Below are 23,730 nucleotides of genomic sequence, written 5' to 3' on the forward strand. Positions count from 1 at the left end.
GGGATTTTAAAAGCTATAATTTATTTCGTTTTAAACGGAAACTGCGTCCAGTTTATTTTTCTTTTCAATAATGAGCTTTTTACTAAGTATAGCAAACCGAATATATAACAATAAGGCAGCAGTACTTAAGCCTGCGAGCAAGCCGAGCCATATACCCTGGCTCCCCATATTTTCAGCTTTACCAAAATACCAGGCTACGGGAAATCCTACAACCCAATAGGCTACAAAACATATGACCGTAGGTATCCTTACATCCTGCAGACCTCTTAAAGCTCCTAAAATAACCACCTGCAAGCCGTCGCTAAGCTGAAAAAGAGCCGCAACCACGAGTAATTGAGAAGCGAGAAGAATTACTTCTGCATTCTCAATATAAAAAGTAGGTAAGATATCTTTTAAAAGTATAAAGCCTACGGCGAAAACTGCTTCAATTAAAAATACCTGAAGAAATAGTGATATAGCGATACGACGCAAATTGCGATAATCTTCTTTGCCCTTTTGATTACCCACACGTATGGTTGCGGTAACTCCTAAACCTACTGCGATCATAAATGTCATAGAAGCAAGATTAAGCGCGATCTGGTTTGCCGCTTGCGGATTTGTACCTAAGATACCAGAAAGAAAAATACAAGAAGTAAAAAGAGCGACTTCAAAAAGCATTTGCATAGCTGTAGGAAAACCCAGATCTAACAGACGTTTAAATATTTTCGTTTTAAAACCTTTGCGCCTTGTCCAGACAAAGTAAGGCTTAAACTTGCTGTTACGCCTAAGTATTTCAAACAGGAACCACAGCATAAAAAACCTGGAAATTAAGGTTCCATAAGCAGCACCTACTAGTTCTAATCTTGGGAAAATCCATACTCCATAGATGAGTAGATAGTTAAAGAGAATATTCACCACATTTGCTAGAATAGTGGCATACATCGCGTAACGTGTATTAGACAATCCATCTGCAAACTGCTTAAAAGCCTGAAAAATCATTAACGGAACCAGAGAAAGTGCCACAATCTCCATATAAGGTATCGCCAGCGCTACAACCTCTGCCGGTTGGTCCAGATAATGTAAAATAGGTTTTGCGAGCAACAACAATAAAAAAAGAAGAATACCATTTATTGTACATAGAACTATGCCATGATGAAAGTAATTACGGCCCGTGGTTGTGTCACCGGCACCATCAGCTTCCGCAATTAAAGGAGTTATGGCAAAAGAGAAACCAATACCCAGCGACAGCGCAATAAAAACAAGGCTGTTGCCTAGAGAAACTGCAGCGAGAGGAGCCGCACCTAAACGTCCCACCATTAAGTTATCTGCCAGCGCCACAAGAATATGACCCAATTGCCCCAACATTATAGGGTAGGCCAAATTTAAATTTGTCTTGAATTCTTTAGTATAACTTGTTAACTTCACAGCTTAGATTTTGCGAGTGCAAAAGTACATTTTAACACCAACAAGTCTGAGTAAAGGACTCAAATAAAATGGGATTTTAAATTTACCAACTTCTTAACAGCGCTTTGCAGGCTGCTTTGCTAATTTCACACAGGTATGGAAGTTCTAAACTACACAAACAAAGTCATTCCCAAGTCTATAGAAAAAGAAGTGCAAATTGCACTTTCTTATTATCCACGGCTTTTAAATACTCCCATTAGATTTCAATTTAAGGATAATATTAAAAAATCTACAATGCAGGCGCAGCCTACGTATAAAAGCTTTTTTAGATCCAGAAAAAACAGGGAATACATTATATTAATTAGTAAGCGTGTTCAAATTGAAGACGAAGCCTTTAAAATCACTGATATTCCTTCTGATGTTTTAATAGGCTGGATAGGTCATGAATTAGGCCACGTTATGGATTATCGCGATCGCAGTTCGTTCGGGATGCTTATTTTTGGCTTAAAATATTTGTACTCAAGCGGTCATATTCAGGAAGTAGAACGAGCGGCAGACACTTATGCAGTAGCACATGGCATGGGAGAATATATCCTTAAAACAAAGGATTTTATATTAAACCACGCCAATATTTCACAAACTTATAAAGAGCGAATTAAAAAACTTTACCTCTCCCCAGAAGAAATTATGCACCTCATTGAAGAGAACAAGCTGAAAACAGTTTAACTATTTTTTACGAAATCTTCCCACTCGGCAAACTTTTCGGCATTCATTACTTTCTCCATTTTAACTTGCCCACCTTTCTTCTTATTGGCTGCATTCCAGTTATAGAAAACTTCAGGGTTGACGGTCTTCACCTTCACTCCTTTTAATGCTTTACTTCTTGCAACCTTATAATTCTTATTAGCAGATTTTAAACTTTCGTCAAGCTTTTTTGCCAGGGCCAAATTATCTATATCACTTTCAGTTGCCAGGTACCAGTAATGATAAAACTCATCATCTTCAGGATTGCGTATTGCAGCGAGAGTAAATTCAGGTATTTTGATATCAAACTCCTGCTCAAGCTCTTGTACGGCATCATTCATTTTATTCACAGAAAGCTGAGAACCCACAACATTGAGAAAGAATTTTGTTCTCCCCGTAATTTTAATTTCTGCCTTTTCTATATCTGTAAATGCAATTGTATCACCAATCAGGTAGCGCCATGCACCAGAAACTGTAGAAATAACTAAAATATAATCGGTGTCTTTTTTTACTTCTGCCAGGGTAATTGCCGGTGCATCTCGTACAAGTGAACCATCCTCATTGATGTAATCTGGATTCATGGGTACAAACTCAAAGTAAATACCATTATCTGTCACCAGTCGCATTGCATCTGTCTCTGGCCTTGTCTGGAAAGCAATAAAACCTTCTGAAGCGAGATAAGTATCGATCACTGTTATAGGTTTACCTAAAAGTGCATTAAAGCTTTTCTCATACGGAGGAAAAGCAACCCCACCAGAGGTATAAACCTGAAGGTTAGGCCAGATCTCGTGAATATGATTCAACTTATTGACCTCAATGACTTTCTCGAGCATCAACTCTATCCAGCTTGGGATTCCGCTTAAAGCGCCTATATCCCAATTTTTAGCATTTAAAGCTATATGCTCTACACGCTCATCCCAGTCATCAATTTTGGCTATTTCTTCACCCGGCTTGTAATAGCCCCTAAACCAAAACGGAATATTACTAGCGCTAATTCCGCTGATTTCTCCCTCCTTATGACCGTTTTTTTCAATAAGATCTGTAGAGCTTCCCAGCATCATGATCTCTTTTTCAAAAAATTCCGGGTCTAGATTAAAGTTAGCCAGAGCACCTACCTGCTTAATTCCAGATGTACGTATGGCACTTATCATCTCATTTGTCACCGGTATGCGCTTACTTGATTTTCCTGTAGTACCAGAGCTTAGCGCGAAATAATCTGGCACACCTGGCCAGGTAACATCTCCTACACCTTTATGTAATTTGCTCCACCACTCTCTATTTATACTATTATAGTCAAAAAAAGGTACTGTTTCCGCGAAAGCTCTTTCAGTATTTTCTGCTTGTAGTATTTTGTCAAAATTATAAAATCTGCCAAACTGGGTATCTTTAGCTTTTTTAAGTAAAGACTGTAGGACATCTTTTTGTTCTGAAACGGGGTTAGATTCTGATACTAGAGAATCACTTATATCTATAATTCCCTTTATAATCGAGCCAATAATAGCCATGGTGGTTGTTTTCTTCAAAAATAAAGGACTTGGCAGAAACCAAGTCCTTCATTTAAATAAGTTTAACAGCTAAAGTAAACCCTATTCTTTACTGCACACCGTACTTGTCATACAGGTATATCAAACTCGTCATTGTAGCTGCGCCCAACTCGAGTTCTCTTTTATCTATTGCATCAAATTTATCATTAGCCGCGTGATGATAATCAAAATATCTTTGTGAATCTGGTCGTAAGCCAACGAGGGCAGTCTCATCACTTTTAAGAGGACCAATGTCTGAGCCGCTTCCACCTTTTTCAAAATAATGGATAAGGTATGGTTTGAATAATGGTTTCCAGGTTAATGCTTGCTCATATGCTGAATCTCTACAATCAAAAGAAAAACCTCTCGGACTAAATCCGCCTTCGTCACTTTCTAATGCAAAAACGTGCTTTTCTGCCATATTATCGGCAATTTCGGCATATTTTTTACCGCCTCTGGTACCGTTTTCCTCATTCATAAAAAGCACAACTCTTATGCTGCGTTTGGGTTTATAGTTTGCTTCTTTAAGCAATCGCAGAACCTCCATACTTTGTACCACACCAGCCCCGTCATCATGAGAACCGTCACCTAGATCCCAGGAATCAAGATGACCACCCACAACCATATATTCATCAGGAAATGTGCTTCCTGTAATTTGCCCTATAACATTATTAGACTGTACATCTGGTAAAGTCCTGCAAGTCATAACAAAGTAAAATTCGCTAGATTTATTCAGTTTGAGCGTGTTGCTAAGCAGTTCTGCACCATTTGTACTAATCGCTGCTGCGGGAATTTTTTGATCTTCTGGCAGATCACCGTAGTTCATTGTTCCTGTATGAGGAAGATCATCTAGACGTAAGTTCATAGAACGAACGATAACACCCACTGCACCATATTTTGCGGCTTCCCTGGCGCCGGCTCCTCGCTGGTCAACCGCGCCACCATAAGCCTCAAACGTGTTGATAAGATCTGCCCTCATGGGCCTGTTGTAAAAAACGATCTTACCTTCTATATTCTCTTTACCATATCTGGCAAGGTCTTCTATGCCTTGCACCTCTATAACCTGAGCTCTCACTCCACCGCCCGGCGTTGCGATAGAACCACCCAATGCACAAATAGGCACATTAACGCTATTGCCGGGAGTGGTTTCTATTGTGGCATATTCCGGCAGACCGCGTGTCCATTTAGGAACCATAACAGGCTGCAGCCATACTTTATCCAGACCTAAAGAATCTAATTGACTTTTTGTCCACTCTACAGCTCTTTCGGCACCCAGACTACCGCTTAGTCTTGATCCTATATCATTTGATAATGTTTCTAACCAATCGTAGCTTTTACCATTAAGCAAAGAAAGGTCGTAGAATTTCTTGATCTGCAGAGAATCTTCTGTTGACTGAGCGTGAAAAATTGTAGTAAAAAGAAATAAAATGAGTGCTAGGGGGAGGTTTTTTTTCATGGTTTATTCGGCTTCTAATTGGCGCTTATAATCTTCAATATTTGCTTTTGTCTTTTCATCAAGTTCAGGCTCTTTGATATCCTTATATTTTGACATTTCTTCAAGTAGGATTTTCGCAAGAATAAGGCGAGCGCTTGGCTTGTCATCTGCAGGTATAACATACCACGGGGCATGAGGTTTTGATGTTTTATTTATCGCTTCTTCATAGCAGGAAATATAATCATCCCACCTTTTTCTTTCTTCAAGATCTCCTGCCGAAAACTTCCAGTTTTTGTTCTTCTTTTTCAGTCTTCTAAGCAATCTGTGTTTTTGCTCATCTTTAGAAAGGTTTAAATAAAATTTAAATATAATGGTACCATTTTGAGCTATAGTTTTTTCAAAATCATTGATCTGCTCAAAACGTTTTTCCCAGAAAGACTCATCTATATCATCAACAGAATTGATCCCGGGCAGTCTTTCATTTAAAATGTATTCAGGATGCACACGTGTAACCAATACATTCTCATAATGCGTTCTGTTAAATACACCAAATTTACCTCTGGCCGGCAGCGCGATATAGTGTCTCCATAAATAATCGTGATCAAGCTCAATTTCACTTGGTGACTTAAAACTATGAACAACAACGCCGCGTGCGTTTAGATTCTTAAAAACCTCGCGTATCAAACTATCTTTACCCGAAGTATCCATACCCTGAATGCAAATAAGCACTGCATATTTATCGTGTGCATACATCGCATTCTGGATATCTGCCAGCTTTTCACTTACATTATTTAATTCATCTTCCAGCTCACTTTTTTTACCAAGATCTTCGTGTGATTCTAACTCACTAATCTTGATATGCGAAGTGATTTTATACTTATCTAAATTCATAGCCTTTATTTACTGGCAAATAGTTCAACATCTTCTTCAGATACTTCACTACCTCCTAAAATTATTAGTCGCTCAACTACATTACGCAGTTCTCTTATATTTCCTGTCCAGTCATATTCCTGCAACTTCTCCAGAGCTTTCGCCGTAAAGGTTTTTAATCCTGTACCCTGCTCGCTGGCAATTTTTTGCGAAAAATAATTAACCAGTAAAGGGATATCATCCCGTCTCTCATTAAGAGAAGGTACTTTTACGAGAATAACAGCAAGACGATGGTAGAGATCTTCTCTAAACCGTCCTTCTTCTATCTCCTCACTTAAGTTTTTATTTGTGGCCGCTATGACCCGCACATTTACTTTAATGTCTTTATCGCTTCCCACACGGGAAACTTTACTTTCTTGTAGCGCCCGTAAAACTTTGGCTTGCGCCGAAAGGCTCATATCACCAATTTCATCAAGAAAAATAGTCCCGCCATTTGCTGCTTCAAACTTTCCTGCCCTGTCTTTATTAGCCGATGTAAAAGCACCTTTTACATGACCAAAAAGCTCACTTTCAATCAGCTCTGAAGGTATAGCTGCACAGTTAACCTCTATTAAAGGTCCTTTTGAGCGATCACTTTTTTCATGTAGCCAGTGTGCAACAAGCTCCTTACCCGTACCATTAGGACCAGTTATAAGTACTCTGGCTTCAGTAGGTGCTACTTTTTCGATTATATCTTTGATCTTCTGTATAGCATCACTTTCACCCACCATCTCATATTGCTTACCAACTTTTTTCTTAAGCATGGTATTTTCGGTAACCAAAGACTTTCTGTCTACAGCATTTCTCACCGTATTTAGTAATCTATTGAGATCAGGCGGTTTTGATATGTAATCAAAAGCTCCTAAACGCATTGTATTTACTGCAGTATCCAGATCGCCGTGACCAGAGATCATAACCACAGGAATCTCTGGTTTTATTTTACGGGTAGCTTCGAGAACCTCAACACCATCCATTTTTGGCATTTTGATATCGCAAAGCACCAGATCATAATCTGCTTCCTTAATTTTTTCCATTCCGGTAAGGCCATCCTCTGCCTCCTCGACAATGTATTCCTTACTTTCTTCTGATAGTATTTTTACCAGTACTCTTCTTATAGCTGCTTCGTCTTCTATTATGAGTATTCTAGCCATATTTAGAATTTAAATTTTACACCTGTTCTAAAATAGAATGTGTTATCATCGTTAAATGTATAAATTGTATTTCTATCATTATCCCTTAAACGAAAATCATTATAAATTGAATGCGTTGCGTAAGCATAATATAGAAGATGCTCTGTAAAGAAATGCTCATATCCCAATCCAGATAATACAATTGTCATACTTATATTCTCTGCTAGTTTATTATCAATAACAGCGTTTTGCTGAATATTAGAGAAAAAGTTATCTAAAGTTACAAAGGCTTGCAGTGCATCTTTATGATCATCATTTAAATAGTGCCTCACATTTGTTTTAGGTACACCTAAAGTATACGTCCAGTTAGGATGAAACTCTCTGTAATAATTCACCAGCGGCAGTGGGTAATTTCTTCCGGGAGTTGTAGAATAATTTAAACCGAAGATCCATCTGTAAGGTTTTGTTTCAGATGCATCTTTCATATCATTGATCATATATACCGCAGCAGTATAAATAATATCGTCACTGCCTATTTTCTCCTGAAGATTAGAATTAATACGCGCACCACCACGAATACCAAAGCGCCAGTTTTCACTCACGTTGAAAGTATAACCTAAATATCCTTCAATTCGCTGCACTGAATTTACAATATCAGGATTAAACCCCATAGGGACAGGATCTTTAATATCTATATCTATGTATCGATACTCTAAACCCACAACTAAGAATTTATTTTTTTCGTCGTCCAGTGGTATGGGTAGCTGGGCCAAAGCACGAAACCGGCTTATGGAATTCTTAGATTTTGAGAATGGAATATTCATGTATTCTATTCTGGCCAAATCTGTTGTTTGCGCCTGAGAAATTGCTGCACATAAGAGGCAGATAAGCAAAGTAGGAAGTAAATTTTTCATATTTAGGGTTTAGGAGTATTTGTAGGGTAGAAATGAATATCTCTCTGGGGGAAAGGTATTGAGATATTATTCTTACGGAATTCATCGTCTATTCTAAATCGTATCTCACTCTTAATGCGAGGGTCTACAAAACTATCATTGATAAAAAAGTATATGCCAAAAAGAAGTGCTGAGTCTCCAAAATCTTCAAACAATACAGAAGGTTTAGGACTTTTAATTACTCCGTTTTGACGGGATGCGCAGTCTAATAATATTTTTTTAACCAGAGCTGTATCGCTGCCATAGGCTACACCTACTTTTACAGACTCTCTGGTGGTTTTATGATTTTGAGTATAATTATATATTGTATCGCTTACAAATTTGTGGTTGGGTACGATAATGACTTTATCATCTCGAGTTAACGCTCTTGTAGTTCTAAGATTTATCTCAAATATTCTGCCTACTTTACCATCAACCTCTACAACATCACCCACAGCTAAAGACTTATCTACAATAATAAAAATACCACCTATTATATCCTGAAATAATTCCTGAAGAGCAAGACCTAACCCGACAAAAAGTGCGGCAGAGGCGGTAATTAGAACAGTAATATCTATTCCAGATGCGCTTAAAGTAATCAGGATAACAACGAGATAGACGATGTACTTAAAGAACTTGAATATGCTGATGAATTTCAGCTCGTTCTCTTTGTCCATCTTGCGAGTTATAAAACTCCTTAGCCCTCTCAAGACTACACTGGTAACAATAAAAATAATGATCACAAGAAGCAACTGACCTACCGTGAAAGTAATAGGTTTCTCACCGTGACCTATTTTTATACTAAGATCAAGAAAATCAAGTATACTACCCCAAATATCCTGCTCTATGACATCTTTTACCTTGTCAACGTCAACATTTACTTTATCTCCTATCTGCTCCTGCTGCATATGGTAATTAATACTTTAACCACTTTACAATCTCCTTGTAGGATGCCTTTTTACCATACATCAATATTCCTACTCTGTATATTTTTGAACCAAACCATACCGTTAGCATAAAAGTTGCGACAAGAAGAGTAACCGAAATTGCAAGCTCCCACCATGGCACCCCAAACGGAATACGCATAAGCATAACTATAGGCGAAGTAAGTGGTATTATAGAAAAGGCAGTTGAAACAGTACCGTGCGGATTCTCAATTACTGAAAATAAACCTACATAAATCGCCAGCATTAAAGGCATTATAATAGGCAGCATAAATTGCTGTGTATCTGTTTCACTATCTACCGCTGCACCAATGGCTGCATAAAATGAGCTATAAAGGAAGTATCCACCTATAAAGTATATAATGAAATATAGCGCAAGTTTGAGAAGAGGCAGATTAAGAATATCTAAGACTATAAGCTCTATCTTATCCAGATCTGTAGCTCCCATATTACCTACAGGAGTTTGAGTAGAAGAAGGATCTAGACCCAAATATGTGCTTAATATAAAAAGTAAGGTACCACCTATCAATATCCAAATGCTAAATTGCGTAATACCGGCAAGAGTTGTACCTATGATCTTACCCATCATCAATTTAAAAGGCTTAACGGAAGATATTATTACTTCAATAATACGATTTGTCTTTTCTTCAATCACACTGCGCATAACCATATTTCCATATATGATTATAAACATCATTAATAAATAACCGGCGGCACCACCAAAGCCAGCTTTTATCCAGTTAGATACCTTAGAGGTACGTTCTCCTGTAAAGTTTTCAATATTGATTGAGACTTTGGTTTTTGATTGATCTATTAAATCCAGATCAACGCCTCTGTCTATAAGTTTTTCATCGGTAAGCTTTTTTTCTATCTGCTCCTCCATCCTGTCCAGAGTAGTATAACCCGGAACCTCATCGCCAAAAAACTTGACCGTACTTGGCTGCTGTTTTACATTTGCTGGTATATAAAGCAAACCGTAATAGGAGTTTTCCTTGACCATGTTCATACCATTATCAAGACCGGCAGGTGATACATCAAGAAAGTTAAGCGCAGAAGTGCTTTCAAACTCCTTATAAAAAAGCCCGGATTCATCAACCACCACTATAGTACGTTGCGAATCCTGATTAAGTTGAGTAAGATAAATTATAAGCATGATCATGCCTACCCCAATTAAAGGGCTCAAAAATGTCATTACTATGAATGACTTATTGCGTACACGGGCGTTATATTCCCTTTTAATAATTAAGCCTAACGTCCCCATTAATTGGCATTTATTTTTTCAATAAAAATTTCATTTACCGTAGGAATCACTTCTATAAAGTGATTAACGGTTCCTTTACCTGTGAGATACATGAGCAGATCATTTGCGGTCATACTTTCAGGTATCTTTACTTTCAGCTTAAGGTCATTTTCATGAATAGTTTTAAAAAAAGCCGGTTCAACCTCCCAATTATCGGCCATTTCTGCCAATAAAGTAGCTTGTAATGATTCAAGGCTAGACCTACTGTCATCATGAGTTTCAATCCCTATTTCAAAAGTGTTTGATCTATAGTTCCTTTTAATTGTGGCAAGATTACCATCTAGTATCTTGTTAGATTTATTCATAAGAGCAATGTGATCACACATTTCTTCAACAGACTCCATTCTGTGAGTAGAAAAAATAACCGTTGCTCCCTCATCCCTTAACTTTAGGATTTCATCTTTTATTAAAATCGCGTTTATGGGGTCAAAACCGCTAAAAGGTTCATCAAAAATGAGCAACTTAGGATCATGAAGAACCGTTACTATAAACTGCACCTTTTGCGCTTGCCCCTTAGATAATTCCTGAATCTTTTTATCCCACCAGTCGTCCATGCCAAGTCTTTTAAACCAATATAGACTTTTCTCTTTAGCTCTGGCTTTAGTCATCCCCTTTAGCTGAGCTAAATAAAGAACCTGCTCACCTACTTTCATAGATTTATACAGCCCGCGTTCTTCTGGCATATAACCTATGTTTATAATATGCTTGTGCTGTAAGGGCTCACCACTTAAATACACATGCCCTTCATCTGGCATGGTAATCTGGTTAATGATACGAATCAATGTAGTTTTACCTGCCCCGTTAGGACCAAGGAGCCCAAAAACACTTCCTTGTGGAACAGAAATAGATAAATCATTGAGCGCCGTGTACTTGCCAAATTTCTTAGAAACATGGTCTGCAGCAAGGAGGTCATTCATAAATAGATAAATATTGGCTAAAGATATTGAAAAGCTTTGAGGCAATAGACCTCTTAAGAATTATTTAGTATCTCGCATTAGTACAAACAAAAACCCACCCTTAATTGACATCAAGGATGGGAAAAAAATTGCTATGAAAAAGAAAAATATCACCAATTAGTCATTAGTGATATTCAAATATACACTTTTTCTTAATAAGTTGTTAATTTAAGAGAACATATCTTTCACTTTCTCAAAAAATGACTTATCCTCTTTTTGAGGTTTTGGAAGAAAATGCTCATCAGTTAGCATTTTCTCAAAAAATTCTTTTTGCTCTCTATTGAGATCTTTAGGCGTCCATACATTTACATGAACTAACAGATCACCGCGACCATAACCATTAATTGAAGGAATACCTTTTCCGCGTAAGCGCAAGATTTTACCACTCTGTGTACCCTCATCAATTTTAATACGAACTTTACCGGTAACTGTATCAATTTCTTTACTAGTTCCCAAAATTGCTTCTGGCACACTAACATAAAGATCATGATGCAAATTATCTCCTTCTCTTTTTAAAGTCTCGTGTTCTTGCTCTTCAATAACTACAAGAAGGTCACCAGGCACCCCATTGCCAGGAGCTTCATTACCTTTACTTGAGACTTTAAGCTGCATCCCTTCTACTACACCAGCAGGAATTTTTATAGAAACAGTTTCATCTATTGTTTTCATGCCTTGTGCATCAGCATCTGCAGGTTTAGAATCTATAACCTGACCAGAACCGCCACAAGTTGTACAAGCTGTTGCAGTTTGCATGCGACCCAAAATCGTATTAGTAACTCGTGTTACCTGGCCTGCACCGTTACAAGTACCACATGTCTTATAAGTAGTACCACTAGCTTGTTTTTTACGGCGTACCTTTATCTTCTTCTCAACACCGTTAGCGATCTCTTCCAAAGTTAGCTTTACACGAATACGCAGGTTACTGCCTTTAACTCTGCGCTGACCGCCACTAAAACCGCCTCCAAAGCCTGAAAAACCTCCTCCGCCACCGCCAAAAGCGCTGCCAAAAATATCACCAAACTGGCTGAATATATCTTCCATATTCATGCCGCCACCGGCACCACCACCAAATCCTCCTTCAAAGGCCTGGTGACCGTATTGATCGTAACGGGCACGTTTATTTTCATCACCAAGTACTTCATACGCCTCAGCAGCTTTTTTAAACATATCTTCAGCATTAGAATCACCGGGATTTTTATCTGGGTGAAATTCTATTGCCTTTTTACGGTATGCTTTTTTAATCTGTGCGGTAGAAGCATCTTTACTAATGCCTAATATGTCGTAATAATCTTCTTTCATGAATTTTCTTTCTCTCTGTTTTTAGACTCTTTTAGTTACTGACAAAATCACTATTGTCCTACAACCACTTTTGGGAATCTAATTATTCTGTCACCCAGCATATAACCCTTTTCTACAACGTCTACAACTTTACCCTTTAGGCTCTTTTTAGGAGCAGGGATTTGTGTTATAGCTTCGTGTATTTCTGCATCAAAGGTATCGCCTTCTCCTACTTTCATTTCGGTTAAACCTTTAGCTCGTAAAGTTTCTCTTAGCTTATTGCTAATTAACTCCACACCTTTAGTAAGGTTCTTATCTTCGGCTTTAGCAATTTCTACCATTGCACGATCAAAATCATCAAGTACGGGAAGCATAGATTGCATCACTTCCTGACCGGCTGTTTTAAAAAGATCTATTCGCTCTTTTGCAGTACGTCTTTTGTAATTCTCAAAATCTGCAAACAGTCTTAAAAACTTATCTTTTTCCTTTTCCAGATCTGCTTTATAAGATTCCAGTTCAGAATTTTCAGTTTGCTCCTGCTCGTTTTCTACGTCTTCCATTTCTATATTTTCGGTCTGGTCCTGATCTTCAGTAACTTCCTGTCCGTTATTCTTTATTTCTTCTGATTGGTCTTGAACCAAATCTTCATTTTTATCATTTTGACTCATTGCTTCTTCTGATTTTTGACTTAACACGGCAAAAGTACTGCCAATTAAAATAAAATGTCAAAATGTCACCGCTATATTTTATATTTAATTTAAGAGGTTATCTCCTACAATCCCATATTTTTGACCCTTAATTAACACTTAAAACCATTTACTAATGAAAACAAGAATCATAAGTCTATTTGCTATGGCTGCGCTTCTCACGGCGACAGTTTCTTGCAAGGGAGATAAAAAAAATGCTACTGATGCCGCTGATGCGGAAACTGCTGCAATGGCAAGCACGCAAGCTACTAAATTCATGGTAGATCATGAAGCCTCTAACATTGAGTGGGCGGGTAAAAAACCTACAGGAACTCATACAGGTAATGTAAAGTTAGAATCTGGGGTTGTAAAAGTTGAAGGAGATACTATAAGTGGTACTTTTTTAATAGATATGACTACAATAGAAGATACAGATCTTGAAGGTGAGCAAAAGACTAATCTTGAAAATCACTTAAAAGGAACTGTAGAAGGTAAAGAAGGAGATTTCTTTAATGTGCAGAAATATCCTACCGCAGCTTTTGAAATTACCGGTATTTCTGAGCAAGATGGTAAAAAAATCATGGCTGGAAACTTAACTATTAAAGACGTTAAGAAAAATATTCAGTTTCCTGTTACTTATGAAGTTGCCGGAAGTACTATGACTCTTAAATCTGAAACGTTTACAATCAATCGTACAGACTGGAATGTAAACTATGGTTCTAAATCTGTTTTTGATAATCTTGGTGATAAATTCATCAATGATGATATTGAGCTTACATTAGATATTGTTGCTAAGCAGCAAATGTAAAATCAAGCAAAACAATCTAATTAACGCCTGAATCTAGAATCGATTCAGGCGTTTTTTATTAAAACTACTTCAAAAGATTTTCAAGAGCTTCCTCCAGATAGGCAAATTGAAATTCATATCCTTCATTCTGAATATGTTCTGAGCTTGCCCGCTGACTTTCTAAAACAACATCTGCCATTTCTCCCAGAGCAGCTCTCAGGGCAAATGCAGGTACATTAGGCAAAAAAAGTGGTTTATGTAAGGCTTTTGCAGACGCCTTTGTCAACTCCTCATTTGTTACGGCGTTAGGCGCAACTGCATTAAAAGTACCACTGATTTTATTTTTTAAACAGAACACGAAAATACCGGCCAGATCTGCAATATGAATCCATGATTGCCATTGCTCACCATTTCCCAATGGCGCTCCTGCATAATATTTTATTGGTTTGACAAGTTGAGGCAATGCGCCCCCCTCTTTAGCGAGTACAACGCCTACGCGAATTTTCAGAACGTCAATATCAATCGCTAAAAATTGATCTGCGGCTTTCTCCCACTGTTCTACCACTTCACCTAAAAAACCTTGATTATATTCAGGATAATCCTCTTTATAATAATGTGTATAGGAACTTGGGTAAGCACCTATCGCACTGGCTGAAATGAACTTCCTAACCTTATGGTCAATTGAAGCGATGGTATTAAAAAGCAGATTTGTTGTATTTATTCGGCTTTCTATAATTTCTTTTTTGTGAGGTTCTGTCCACCGCTGTGCAATACTAGCACCAGCCAGATGAATTATAGTGTCTACACCATCAAAGGCCCGCTTATCTATAGTTTGCATTTCAGGATTCCATAAAAAACCTTTGTACAGTTTTTCAGTCTTAATTTTATCTGTGCTGGTAGTAAGGTAGTTTACTTCAATATCCTGATCTAGACACAGAGAAGTAATGGCTTTACCTATTAGTCCTGTTGCGCCTGTAATTAAAACCTTCATAAAAGTATTTTATGCCGAAGTTAAGCGCATTCTGATTTGTTTAACCATATTTTAAAATAGGTTTAACAAGAATTTTATTTTAAAAAAATTCCTACCCAAAAATCACTATTATTTCAAGGCAAAGGTATTTGCATAGTGATAGTGGTCACCTTATCTTTAAATCCCAATAATTTATATGAAAAGCTTACTTTTTGCCCTTATTTCGGGATTTTTACTTGCCCTGGGCTGGCCTACTTACGGTTTTCCCCTTTTACTGTTTTTTAGCTTTGTCCCTTTGTTAATGGTAACAAGGTCAATACGACTATCTAACGCCAAACGCAAAGGTATGTCAGTTTTTGGCTTGGCATATCTCACATTTTTTATCTTTAATATTTGCACAACCTGGTGGTTGTACTACTCTACAGCATTTGGAATGTGGTTTGCTGTTTTGGCAAATGCGCTACTAATGGCAATCGTATGGCAGCTTTACTATTTCGTAAGCAAAAAACAAAGTTTTAAAGTTAGCCTAATCTTTCTACTTTGCGTATGGATGCTTTTTGAAAAACTGCATTTAAGTTGGGAATTCTCATGGCCGTGGCTCAATCTAGGTAATGCTTTTGCGACTTATACGAGCTGGATACAGTGGTATGAATATACAGGAACCTTTGGTGGTACGCTATGGATTTTGCTGGGCAACTTCATCGTTTTCTCAGCTGTACTGAAATATAAAATTTATAAAGAGAGGCCAATTCTTATAAGAGCGGGAATTCAATTTGCTCTACTGCTTTTTATACCGATAGTGATATCTCAATTTATTCTTCGTTCTTACGACGAAAAAATAGATCCTGTAGATGTTGTTATTCTGCAACCAAATATTGATCCCTACACCGAAAAATACAACACCACTAATGAACGCATTGCTGACCTGCTTTTCTCGCAGGCTTCAGAAGTTTTAACGCAGAAAACAGATTTCCTTATCGCTCCCGAAACTGTTTTGGCTGAAGGTTTTGGCGTCGATCTACGCAATTTTAGATACACACCAGAACGCATTAAAGCAATTGATTTTTTAAGCAAATATCCACATCTTAATTATCTGGCCGGCATTCAGTTTTACCGACTTTATCATGACGAAAATAACATCATAACAACAAGCAATTATCTGGGGAAAGACAGAATGGGAGAACCTATTTGGGGTGATTTTTTCAATTCGGCTATTTTGCTAAATAGTAAAGACACAAGCCAGATCTATCATAAAAGTAAACTTGTGGTAGGAGTTGAAAATTTTCCCTATCAAAGTTTTTTAAAACCACTTTTAGGAGATGTTATGCTTGATCTGGGTGGTACTGTGGCAATGAAAACCAAGCAGGAAAACAGGAGCATTTTTGAAGGAACAGATAGTACAGCTGTTGCACCTATAATTTGTTATGAATCGGTTTATGGCGAATTTGTAACCGGTTATGTACAGAACGGCGCACAGTTTCTGGCTGTTATCACTAATGACGCCTGGTGGCAGGACACTCAAGGCCATAAGCAGCATTTAAATTACGCGAGGTTAAGAGCTATAGAAACAAGAAGAAGTATTGCGCGCAGTGCAAACACAGGCATTTCAGCAATTATTAATCAAAAAGGTGAGATCGAGAAACAACTGGGATACGGAATACAAGGAACAATTTCAGGTAGTTTAAATAAAAATGAAAATGTCACTTTTTATGTAAAATATGGCGATTATTTGGCTAGAATGGCGATTTTTCCGGCGATTTTTATTTTCCTTTTTGCGCTTGTTCCATACAAGAGAGAGAAAAAATAATTACTGCCCCCTAAAGTAGATTATAGTACTTATTGTCTTAATGAGAATATCTATATCTAAAAAGAGCGTACGTTTTTTAATGTAGTACAGATCGTACTGTAGTTTAACCAGTGCATCATCATAAGAAGTGCCATATCTGCTCATCATCACCTGCGCCCACCCAGTAAGACCGGGCTTTACAACATGTCTGGTTTCATAAAAGGGAACTATACCTGCGAGCTCTTTCGCGATAAGCGGTCTTTCTGGCCGTGGTCCTATTAAGCTCATGTCTCCTTTTAGAATATTAAAGCATTGTGGGAGTTCGTCAAAGCGCGTTCTGCGTAGTACATTACCAAACCATGTGATTTTTCGCTCAGCTCGATCTGAATATTGCTTTTCCTCTTTGTAAGGATCAGGCTGCATAGTGCGAAATTTCACTATTTTAAATGGCTTTCCGTTTTGCCCAATACGCTCCTGGAGATAAAACAGAGAGCCTTTGTTACCTAAAGCATTTCCCAGAATAATAAATGGTAAAATAGCCAGGGTAAAAGTCAGGCAGAAAAGCGCGAATAAAACATCAAATACGCGATTAAAAAATAGATAAAACCGGTTGCGGTTGCTCCTGTTAAATGGAAAAAATTTATAAAAATCCTTTTCTACATATTCTATTGGCACACGTTGAGTGATCTCTTCATAAACCTGTGTGTATTCTCGTATGCTAAAGCCATTCTCAAGCAGTTTTATGAGCTGGTTATAAAGAGAAATACTTACACCCTCTGCATATGAACTGGCAACCACAATTTCAGAAATCCCTTCTTTTTTAATAAACTGAGGAAGCTTGTCAATACTCACATTTTTAAGACTGGGGTCAGCTGCAATTGTATTTTCACTATCTGTATTACTAAAGCCAACTACCTTATAATTAGGATCTGCCTGATGCAGGTTTGTAACGATTCTATTAATATCAAAAGAGTCTCCTACAACAAGAACTTTTTTAAAGAATCTGGGTGATGTAATAAAAGAAAAATAAGCATATCTCCAGATTATAACTCCACCAAGAATAGCCAAATAAAATGACAAAATCTGTAGTCTATTATCAGGAAGTACGGGAGTTAAAAAGGGTGTGAGAATATAGAATAATGTCGTTGACGATACGGCTAATGTGGCATTTTTTAAGGTAGATTGAAAACTGGATGCTTTTTTGAGATCATACATTTCAAAAATAGTAGCAAACAGCGAATAATAAACAACCAATACAATTACCCAGATGTAATGCTCATTATCAATTATAAAATAATTGACATTATACCATTCTGAAATAATGATTAGGAAAGAAAATATGAAAACAATGTCCATGATACGGAGAAGGACTTTCCGCTCAGATATTTCAAAATGAATATCGGGTAACCAAGACATCGGGGCGTAGATTTGGTGTGCCTAAATTAACCTTTTTAATTCAATAACTCAATCCACTGCTTTTTCACAACCTCCCAGTCAAATTTTTCAACCTTCCTTCTGGCGTTAAACGCAAGCATTTGAGATTTTACAGAATCATTGATTAATACAGTAATCGCTTTCGCGAAAGCTTCTGTGTCATCATAATCTACAAGCAGCGCATCTTTTTCATTCTCGAGCAAAAAAGGAATCCCGCCAACATTTGTAGAAACGACAGCAAGACCAAGCGCCATTGCCTCAATGACACTTACAGGCGTGTTGTCATAATGAGTTGTATTAATAAAAATATCATATTCTTTAGACAGATCAACCCACTCCTCTTTTTCTAATTTCCCGCTGAAAATTACCGGTAATTGGCGGCTTTTTGCATATATCTGGCAGGTTTTTAAAGAGCCATCTTTTTCGGGTCCTACCATACAAAGTGTGGCACCGGGATAATTTTTTAAGAGGATCTCCAGAACTTTTAATGCCATTAAAGGATTATAAATACCTGCAAAAGATCTTACCCAGAGTAGCTTTGGCTTGAAAGTTTCTCTCTTTTTGTAATTGTAAATCGAAAGATCAATAGAGTTAGGAATGTAGATCAAGTTATTGTATCCTTCCTTTTTAAAAAAATTGAACAAAAATGGTGAGGGAGCTACCGATTTATGTGCATTTTTAAGCAGTTTTTCACTGTTTAAAGGCGATTTTTTGTAGCGCTGTGGGAGATTTCCGCCATGTAAAATAGGTATATATCTCAGCTTTAAGAAGCTGCACAATTTAGCAACTGAAACCGCATACCAAAAATTAGTTGTGCTATAGGTATCGATTAAAACATAGTTAGCTTTTTTTGAATAAAGTACAGTAGCCGCCAACATATGTGCAAGACGCAAAAATTTATTTTTTACTCCCGAAGCATATTTCACATCAAAACCCTCCTGCTCAAGAAAAGAACCTAAACTCTCAATATTAGTGGGCGTGCTCGATCTGTGGTTGAGTTTGTTGCCTATGTACAGCAGGCTTTTTCTTTTCATTTACAAAATTTAAAAGTGCCAGAGCATACATTAGAGCCGGAGCCGCTATACGCATAGATGAATGGTTTATGGTGAGAAACCACATACCCAAAAAGGCATAAAACAGATAGTTTTTTCTATTCTGCAATCTAAATGCTAAAGGTACAGCAATCAAAAGAACTAAGGCGCACAAGCCAAAAATCCCATGTTCAGAAAGCAATCGGGAAAGTTCGTTATGTGAAGCAGATTCAATACCATACTTTGCTTCTCTGTATTCTTTTGATTTACCAACGCCAATCCCGAGAACAGGATTATTTAGAAAGAAGGTCAATTCTGATGAGATCAATTCTTTTCGTCCTGTACTAAGGTCTTCTTTTATTCTTCCCGCCGCATCTTTATTGGCATAGCGCATATCTATTAAACCCATCGTTCTTATAGACGTGATAGACCAGGTAATAAAAATCGCCCCGGCAATAATTATGACGTAGGCCTTCATATTACTAGCTCGCTCCCGCGGTACTCCGCGCATATAAATTATAAGAAATAATACAGCTGCAATCGCTGCAGTATATACACCACCTCTGCTAAAAGTTAATATTGCCCTATATGAAATAAGCATTAGTAAAACTAAGTTTACTAAGAAAATGACCAAATTTTTACTGTCTGAAAAAAGCAAAATAAAAAGAATGAACATTCCTATTCCCAAAATTGTAGACACCTGATTGGGGCCAAAGCCACCTGAAAGCGCAAAATTTGAGGAAGTGCCATTAAGAACATCTCTGGTATCAGGTGTAAACACAAAAAGAAAAGCTGTCATGGTTACTATAGGAAGTAATATGGCCCATAAAACATTATAGAACTGTTTTTTTGTTATTCTTCTATCAAAGCAATACAGAGCTGCAATACCCAGGCAAAATGGACCGCTTAAATTAAAAATGATAGCTTTTCTTATATCAGTATCATAATTAAGTGTTTGAGCCGAATAAATAAGACCGGGAACGAGTAAAAGCAAGTACAACCAATAAGGCGCCGATCTTTTAGTAGTCCCACTAAAAAAAAGTCCCAGTAGCATTAAGCATATAACGCAGTATTTTCCTGCTTCATAGGGTATGGCGCTTCCCGTCATTCTAAAAAAGACTTCGCCTCCCATCATATAAGCCGCCGCAACAAGAGCCTGATTTTGCTTATTACGTGATCTGAAAATTGAAAAGATGAAGTAGCTCAGGATGCCTAAAAAGTAAATAGTACTTACGGGCTTGAACAAATAAATTATAAGTCCTAGAATTATATGAACTACTAATAGCCATAAGTATCTGGTAGAATGATTATCTAATAATGCTTTCATAGATCTTGATTACCTCTGGCAAAACGTGATCTGCAAGATATTCTTTATTTACATGTTCTCTATAATTCCTTCCTAGAGCCTTTGCGTATTCTTTATCATTAAAAATTTTTATGATGGCTTTCGCGAAAAGATCAGCTTTACCGGTCTGTATTATAATCCCATTATCCTGTAAAACTTTTCTAACCTCACCCACATCTGTAGCAACCACTGTTAAACCTGCAAAACCATATTCTAACAAAGCTAATGGTAACCCTTCAGAACTTGAAGCTAACACTCCTATATTGAAGTGCGGTAAAAAACTTCTTACATTTTCAACTTCCCCATGATAGAAAATATTTTCTTTCAAGTCGGTTGTTTTCAAAATGTGTAAAATTTTGTTTGAATACTCATCATTAAAACTTTTGCCAAATAGATGTAAAGTACTTTCAGGAAAATCCCTAACAACGATTGAAAAAGCATCCAGCAATCCTTGGTGATTCTTTTGAGGTCTTAAATTAGCAAGACACACTATACGGAAACCGGGAGTGCCTGAGATCTGAATATCCTGATTTATTTCCGCAGGATTAGCAACAAAATTATTAATGCAAAGAACCTTCTTAAATTTTAATTTCTTTCTTGACCAATGGGCCAGGTCAGAATTGACAGTAAATATTTGATCAAAAAAAGTTGAAGCTAATTTTAAAGCTTTGAAAGGTCTCTGTTCAAGATAGGTGCTATTGCCATAATGATCATGCCAGATGAGAGTAACTTTATTGGGCAATAGAGCTTTAATTACTGTAGCAATAAAAAATGAGGTAGAATGTGCCTGAATAATTTGAATCTTGTTTTTAAGAATAAATGATCTCAATTTCAATATTGCTTTAAGATCAAACGTGGATTGTCTTCCTAAAAATACATAGTCAACTTGCTTATCGAGCTGTTTTATAAGATCACCTTCACTGCGAGTAGCACATAAATAAGAACCTTTTATTTCATCATACTTTAGCAACTCATTTGCATAACTTATCGCCATTTTCTCTGCGCCGCCAATGGCTAAGCTATCAATAATTTGTAGAATACGCATATTACAACAGTTTTGTTATTTCACTTTCAAATCTTTCAACTGTATAATTCCGTGCCCATAACTGTGCTTTATTTGATTTTGTGCGTAAAGCATTTTTATTCTGTAATTCCTTTTCTATTTTTTTGATGTCTTTTTTCAACCTGCCTTTTAGAAGTATTCCCCTGCTCCCATTACCAATCATCCAAGGCACACAAGAGATTGATGTAACGATTGGTATCACGCCCCACCACATTGCCTCTGCTGCTACAACTTTAGGCCAGCCCTCCGATTTTGATGGCAATATTAAAAAATGACTTTTTTTATAAGCATCTTTTATTTCTTCTGCGGTCTGCGTGCCATGATAATAAACAAATTTCTCTAATTTATTTTCATTGACGTATTGTTGCAATTCCTTTTTTAAGACGCCATCACCATAAATATGAATTTCTGATGGTAAACCTAATTTTATAATTCCCTCTACTAATTTTAAGGCATAAAGCGGCCTTTTACCTTGCGATAGACTACCTACAAATAAAAACCTTAACGGAAGATCATATTTACGCAGAATGACCTCCTCTTTATCTTTTATACTATATGAGGCAGTGAAAAATGACAAAATATTTTTAGATTGTTTTGGCCATTCGCCGTAAACCAAAACCTTGATATTTCTTGTGAGAAAGGTATTGTTTAATATATATTTCTGAAGCCTATAGCTCAACGGCTGTTTAGCGTCAGGATCCCAATTCCCCGCATACTTTGCTGTTTTTGTTTTATATGGAAACAAGATTTGAACGAAACAACCCAACAAACCAATATTTCCCGGGCAACGTAAATGAATATGATCTGCCTTTTTCATTGCTATGAAAATTCTATACATAATCATGGGAGAAAGCAAAATTGCACGCAGTATCTTAGAAATAGATATTAGTGAAATTTCTGGTATTGCCGTTAATTCAATTTCATTCTTTTCATAAGATTCATCAATTAAAGTAGGTTTAATATTTGATTTAGGAGCGACAATCTCGACATCATCAACATGATTCAACCACATATTCATCTCTTTAACATACGGCCTATAAGCATATAACCTGCTATCGCTTTTTATATGTGGAGCATGACTGATTATTAGAAATCTCATTTAATTCTGGGTGCATTAAATATTAAACTAAACCAACCAGAAATTCGCCCCTTAGCCTCCGAAAAAGCATGTTTTTTATGAGATGATGTCATTGCATTAGTTAATCTAATAAAAGTAAGAACTCCAGCTGTCGCGTGCCATTTTAGTCTGTTTTTTAAAGAAGGATTAGGGAATTTAACTCTCCACACATACCAGCCATTGCGAATTACCATTTTACCATATTTATAAAGATCTGGTCTACCTGACTCCTCATGGTGGTGATAGAGTTGAGCATTTGTATTAACAAAAAGTTTACCTGTTTTACTTACACGCAACGTGAAATCTGCATCTTCATATAATCCATAACCTTCAAAATATTCAGAGAATTTGTGTGTTTCAAATACAATTTTTTTAAAGGAAGAAACGCCGCCCATTAATTGCTCAACTTCATAAATTTTCCTCGAAGGCGGCAAAAAACTTACCGAACGCCCATGGCCAAATTCAGGGAAATGCGCTGGTGGGCGGTCCGCATCTAGACCTAACTTCTTACGTAACACATATCTGCTCCCATCAGGCCTACAAAAACCATCATAGCAAAACTCATTATCTTCAGCTTTGTATTCTTTAGCAACTTTACGCCATTTAATATCTTCAAGTATATAACCTCCTACTCCTAAAGCTTCTGGATGTAATTGATATCCTAAAAGTAACTGTTTAAAATAATCGGGCTTTAGAATTACATCATCATCTAAAAAAGCGATAATTTCAGTATCAAAATCAGTTTTTTCTATACCAAAATTGCGCTGTTTCGTTAGACCTCGATCTTTTTCGCTTACGCGAAAATAGTTGAGATTATCTATCGCTACTTCTTCAATCATTTTACCCGTCAAATCATCTCTAGAACCATCAACAATTATAATTTCATCAGGTATTGCGGTCTGTAAAACAACAGAATCTAAAAGTTTTCTAAGGGCTTCGGGTCTTTGATATGTACAAATAATGAGGGATAATTTCAT

21 protein-coding genes are annotated in these 23,730 nt (G+C 37.0%); 3 read left to right on the forward strand and 18 right to left on the reverse strand.

Annotated features, from left to right (window positions below):
- Nucleotides 1-30: 30 nt before the first annotated feature.
- Nucleotides 31-1,404, reverse strand: a complete 1,374-nt coding sequence (locus tag ACH3O9_RS02400; RefSeq protein ID WP_416444018.1) for an MATE family efflux transporter — start codon at nt 1,402-1,404, stop codon at nt 31-33.
- 135 nt (nt 1,405-1,539) lie between these two features.
- Between ACH3O9_RS02400 and ACH3O9_RS02405 the strand changes: the two genes are divergently transcribed.
- Nucleotides 1,540-2,109, forward strand: coding sequence for a hypothetical protein (locus ACH3O9_RS02405; protein WP_416444020.1), 570 nt, complete (start codon nt 1,540-1,542; stop codon nt 2,107-2,109).
- Here ACH3O9_RS02405 and ACH3O9_RS02410 read toward each other — a convergent pair.
- From ACH3O9_RS02410 to ACH3O9_RS02455, 10 genes are all read right to left on the reverse strand, one after another.
- Nucleotides 2,106-3,632, reverse strand: coding sequence for a GH3 family domain-containing protein (locus ACH3O9_RS02410; protein ID WP_416446607.1), 1,527 nt, complete (start codon nt 3,630-3,632; stop codon nt 2,106-2,108). The two genes, ACH3O9_RS02405 and ACH3O9_RS02410, sit on opposite strands and share 4 nt — an antisense overlap.
- 88 nt (nt 3,633-3,720) lie before the next feature.
- On the reverse strand, nt 3,721-5,106 hold the full coding sequence (locus ACH3O9_RS02415) for a M20/M25/M40 family metallo-hydrolase (protein WP_416444022.1): 1,386 nt from the start codon (nt 5,104-5,106) through the stop codon (nt 3,721-3,723).
- Between the two features lie 3 nt (nt 5,107-5,109).
- Nucleotides 5,110-5,985, reverse strand: coding sequence for a PPK2 family polyphosphate kinase (locus ACH3O9_RS02420; protein ID WP_416446609.1), 876 nt, complete (start codon nt 5,983-5,985; stop codon nt 5,110-5,112).
- Nucleotides 5,982-7,145: a sigma-54-dependent transcriptional regulator gene (locus tag ACH3O9_RS02425; protein ID WP_416444024.1), complete on the reverse strand. Its 1,164-nt coding sequence runs from the start codon at nt 7,143-7,145 to the stop codon at nt 5,982-5,984. Before ACH3O9_RS02425 ends, ACH3O9_RS02420 begins: the two co-directional genes overlap by 4 nt.
- 2 nt (nt 7,146-7,147) lie before the next feature.
- Nucleotides 7,148-8,038, reverse strand: coding sequence for a hypothetical protein (locus ACH3O9_RS02430; RefSeq protein ID WP_416444026.1), 891 nt, complete (start codon nt 8,036-8,038; stop codon nt 7,148-7,150).
- Between the two features lie 2 nt (nt 8,039-8,040).
- The gene (locus ACH3O9_RS02435) at nt 8,041-8,964 is read right to left on the reverse strand and encodes a mechanosensitive ion channel family protein (RefSeq protein ID WP_416444028.1); all 924 of its coding nucleotides are present in this window, start codon (nt 8,962-8,964) and stop codon (nt 8,041-8,043) included.
- Nucleotides 8,965-8,971: 7 nt separating this feature from the next.
- Complete coding sequence (locus ACH3O9_RS02440) at nt 8,972-10,261, reverse strand: ABC transporter permease (protein ID WP_416444030.1); 1,290 nt, start codon at nt 10,259-10,261, stop codon at nt 8,972-8,974.
- Nucleotides 10,261-11,217 (reverse strand): ABC transporter ATP-binding protein, encoded by a 957-nt coding sequence (locus tag ACH3O9_RS02445; protein WP_416444032.1) that lies wholly within the window; start codon nt 11,215-11,217, stop codon nt 10,261-10,263. The genes ACH3O9_RS02440 and ACH3O9_RS02445 overlap by 1 nt, the downstream gene beginning before the upstream one ends.
- A gap of 207 nt (nt 11,218-11,424) precedes the next feature.
- Nucleotides 11,425-12,555 carry a molecular chaperone DnaJ gene (gene dnaJ, locus ACH3O9_RS02450; protein ID WP_416444036.1) on the reverse strand — a complete coding sequence of 377 codons (1,131 nt, stop codon included), beginning with the start codon at nt 12,553-12,555 and terminating at the stop codon, nt 11,425-11,427.
- Between the two features lie 50 nt (nt 12,556-12,605).
- Nucleotides 12,606-13,202 (reverse strand): nucleotide exchange factor GrpE, encoded by a 597-nt coding sequence (locus ACH3O9_RS02455; protein WP_416444038.1) that lies wholly within the window; start codon nt 13,200-13,202, stop codon nt 12,606-12,608.
- 154 nt (nt 13,203-13,356) lie between these two features.
- Here ACH3O9_RS02455 and ACH3O9_RS02460 point away from each other — a divergent pair, with 154 nt between their 5' ends.
- A complete protein-coding gene (locus ACH3O9_RS02460; RefSeq protein WP_416444040.1) occupies nt 13,357-14,028 on the forward strand; it encodes a YceI family protein in 672 nt (223 codons plus the stop codon).
- Nucleotides 14,029-14,092: 64 nt separating this feature from the next.
- On the opposite strand, the gene ACH3O9_RS02465 is transcribed toward ACH3O9_RS02460, so the two are convergent.
- Nucleotides 14,093-14,998: a TIGR01777 family oxidoreductase gene (locus ACH3O9_RS02465; protein WP_416444042.1), complete on the reverse strand. Its 906-nt coding sequence runs from the start codon at nt 14,996-14,998 to the stop codon at nt 14,093-14,095.
- A gap of 175 nt (nt 14,999-15,173) precedes the next feature.
- Here ACH3O9_RS02465 and lnt point away from each other — a divergent pair, with 175 nt between their 5' ends.
- Nucleotides 15,174-16,784, forward strand: coding sequence for an apolipoprotein N-acyltransferase (gene lnt / locus ACH3O9_RS02470; RefSeq protein WP_416444044.1), 1,611 nt, complete (start codon nt 15,174-15,176; stop codon nt 16,782-16,784).
- On the opposite strand, the gene ACH3O9_RS02475 is transcribed toward lnt, so the two are convergent.
- Genes ACH3O9_RS02475 through ACH3O9_RS02500 form a run of 6 tightly spaced genes read right to left on the reverse strand, consistent with a single transcriptional unit; the run spans nt 16,785 to nt 23,730 of the window.
- The gene (locus tag ACH3O9_RS02475; RefSeq protein WP_416444046.1) at nt 16,785-18,179 is read right to left on the reverse strand and encodes an exopolysaccharide biosynthesis polyprenyl glycosylphosphotransferase; all 1,395 of its coding nucleotides are present in this window, start codon (nt 18,177-18,179) and stop codon (nt 16,785-16,787) included.
- A gap of 35 nt (nt 18,180-18,214) precedes the next feature.
- A complete protein-coding gene (locus tag ACH3O9_RS02480) occupies nt 18,215-19,231 on the reverse strand; it encodes a glycosyltransferase family 4 protein (RefSeq protein ID WP_416444048.1) in 1,017 nt (338 codons plus the stop codon).
- Nucleotides 19,167-20,555, reverse strand: a complete 1,389-nt coding sequence (locus tag ACH3O9_RS02485; RefSeq protein WP_416444050.1) for an O-antigen ligase family protein — start codon at nt 20,553-20,555, stop codon at nt 19,167-19,169. The genes ACH3O9_RS02480 and ACH3O9_RS02485 overlap by 65 nt, the downstream gene beginning before the upstream one ends.
- Complete coding sequence (locus ACH3O9_RS02490; RefSeq protein ID WP_416444052.1) at nt 20,536-21,618, reverse strand: glycosyltransferase; 1,083 nt, start codon at nt 21,616-21,618, stop codon at nt 20,536-20,538. The genes ACH3O9_RS02485 and ACH3O9_RS02490 overlap by 20 nt, the downstream gene beginning before the upstream one ends.
- Before the next feature lies 1 nt (nt 21,619).
- Nucleotides 21,620-22,735: a glycosyltransferase family 4 protein gene (locus tag ACH3O9_RS02495; RefSeq protein WP_416444054.1), complete on the reverse strand. Its 1,116-nt coding sequence runs from the start codon at nt 22,733-22,735 to the stop codon at nt 21,620-21,622.
- Nucleotides 22,732-23,730 carry a glycosyltransferase family 2 protein gene (locus ACH3O9_RS02500; protein ID WP_416444056.1) on the reverse strand — a complete coding sequence of 333 codons (999 nt, stop codon included), beginning with the start codon at nt 23,728-23,730 and terminating at the stop codon, nt 22,732-22,734. Before ACH3O9_RS02500 ends, ACH3O9_RS02495 begins: the two co-directional genes overlap by 4 nt.

It is taken from the genome of Leeuwenhoekiella sp. A16 (assembly GCF_047946675.1).
Taxonomy (GTDB): Bacteria; Bacteroidota; Bacteroidia; order Flavobacteriales; family Flavobacteriaceae; genus Leeuwenhoekiella.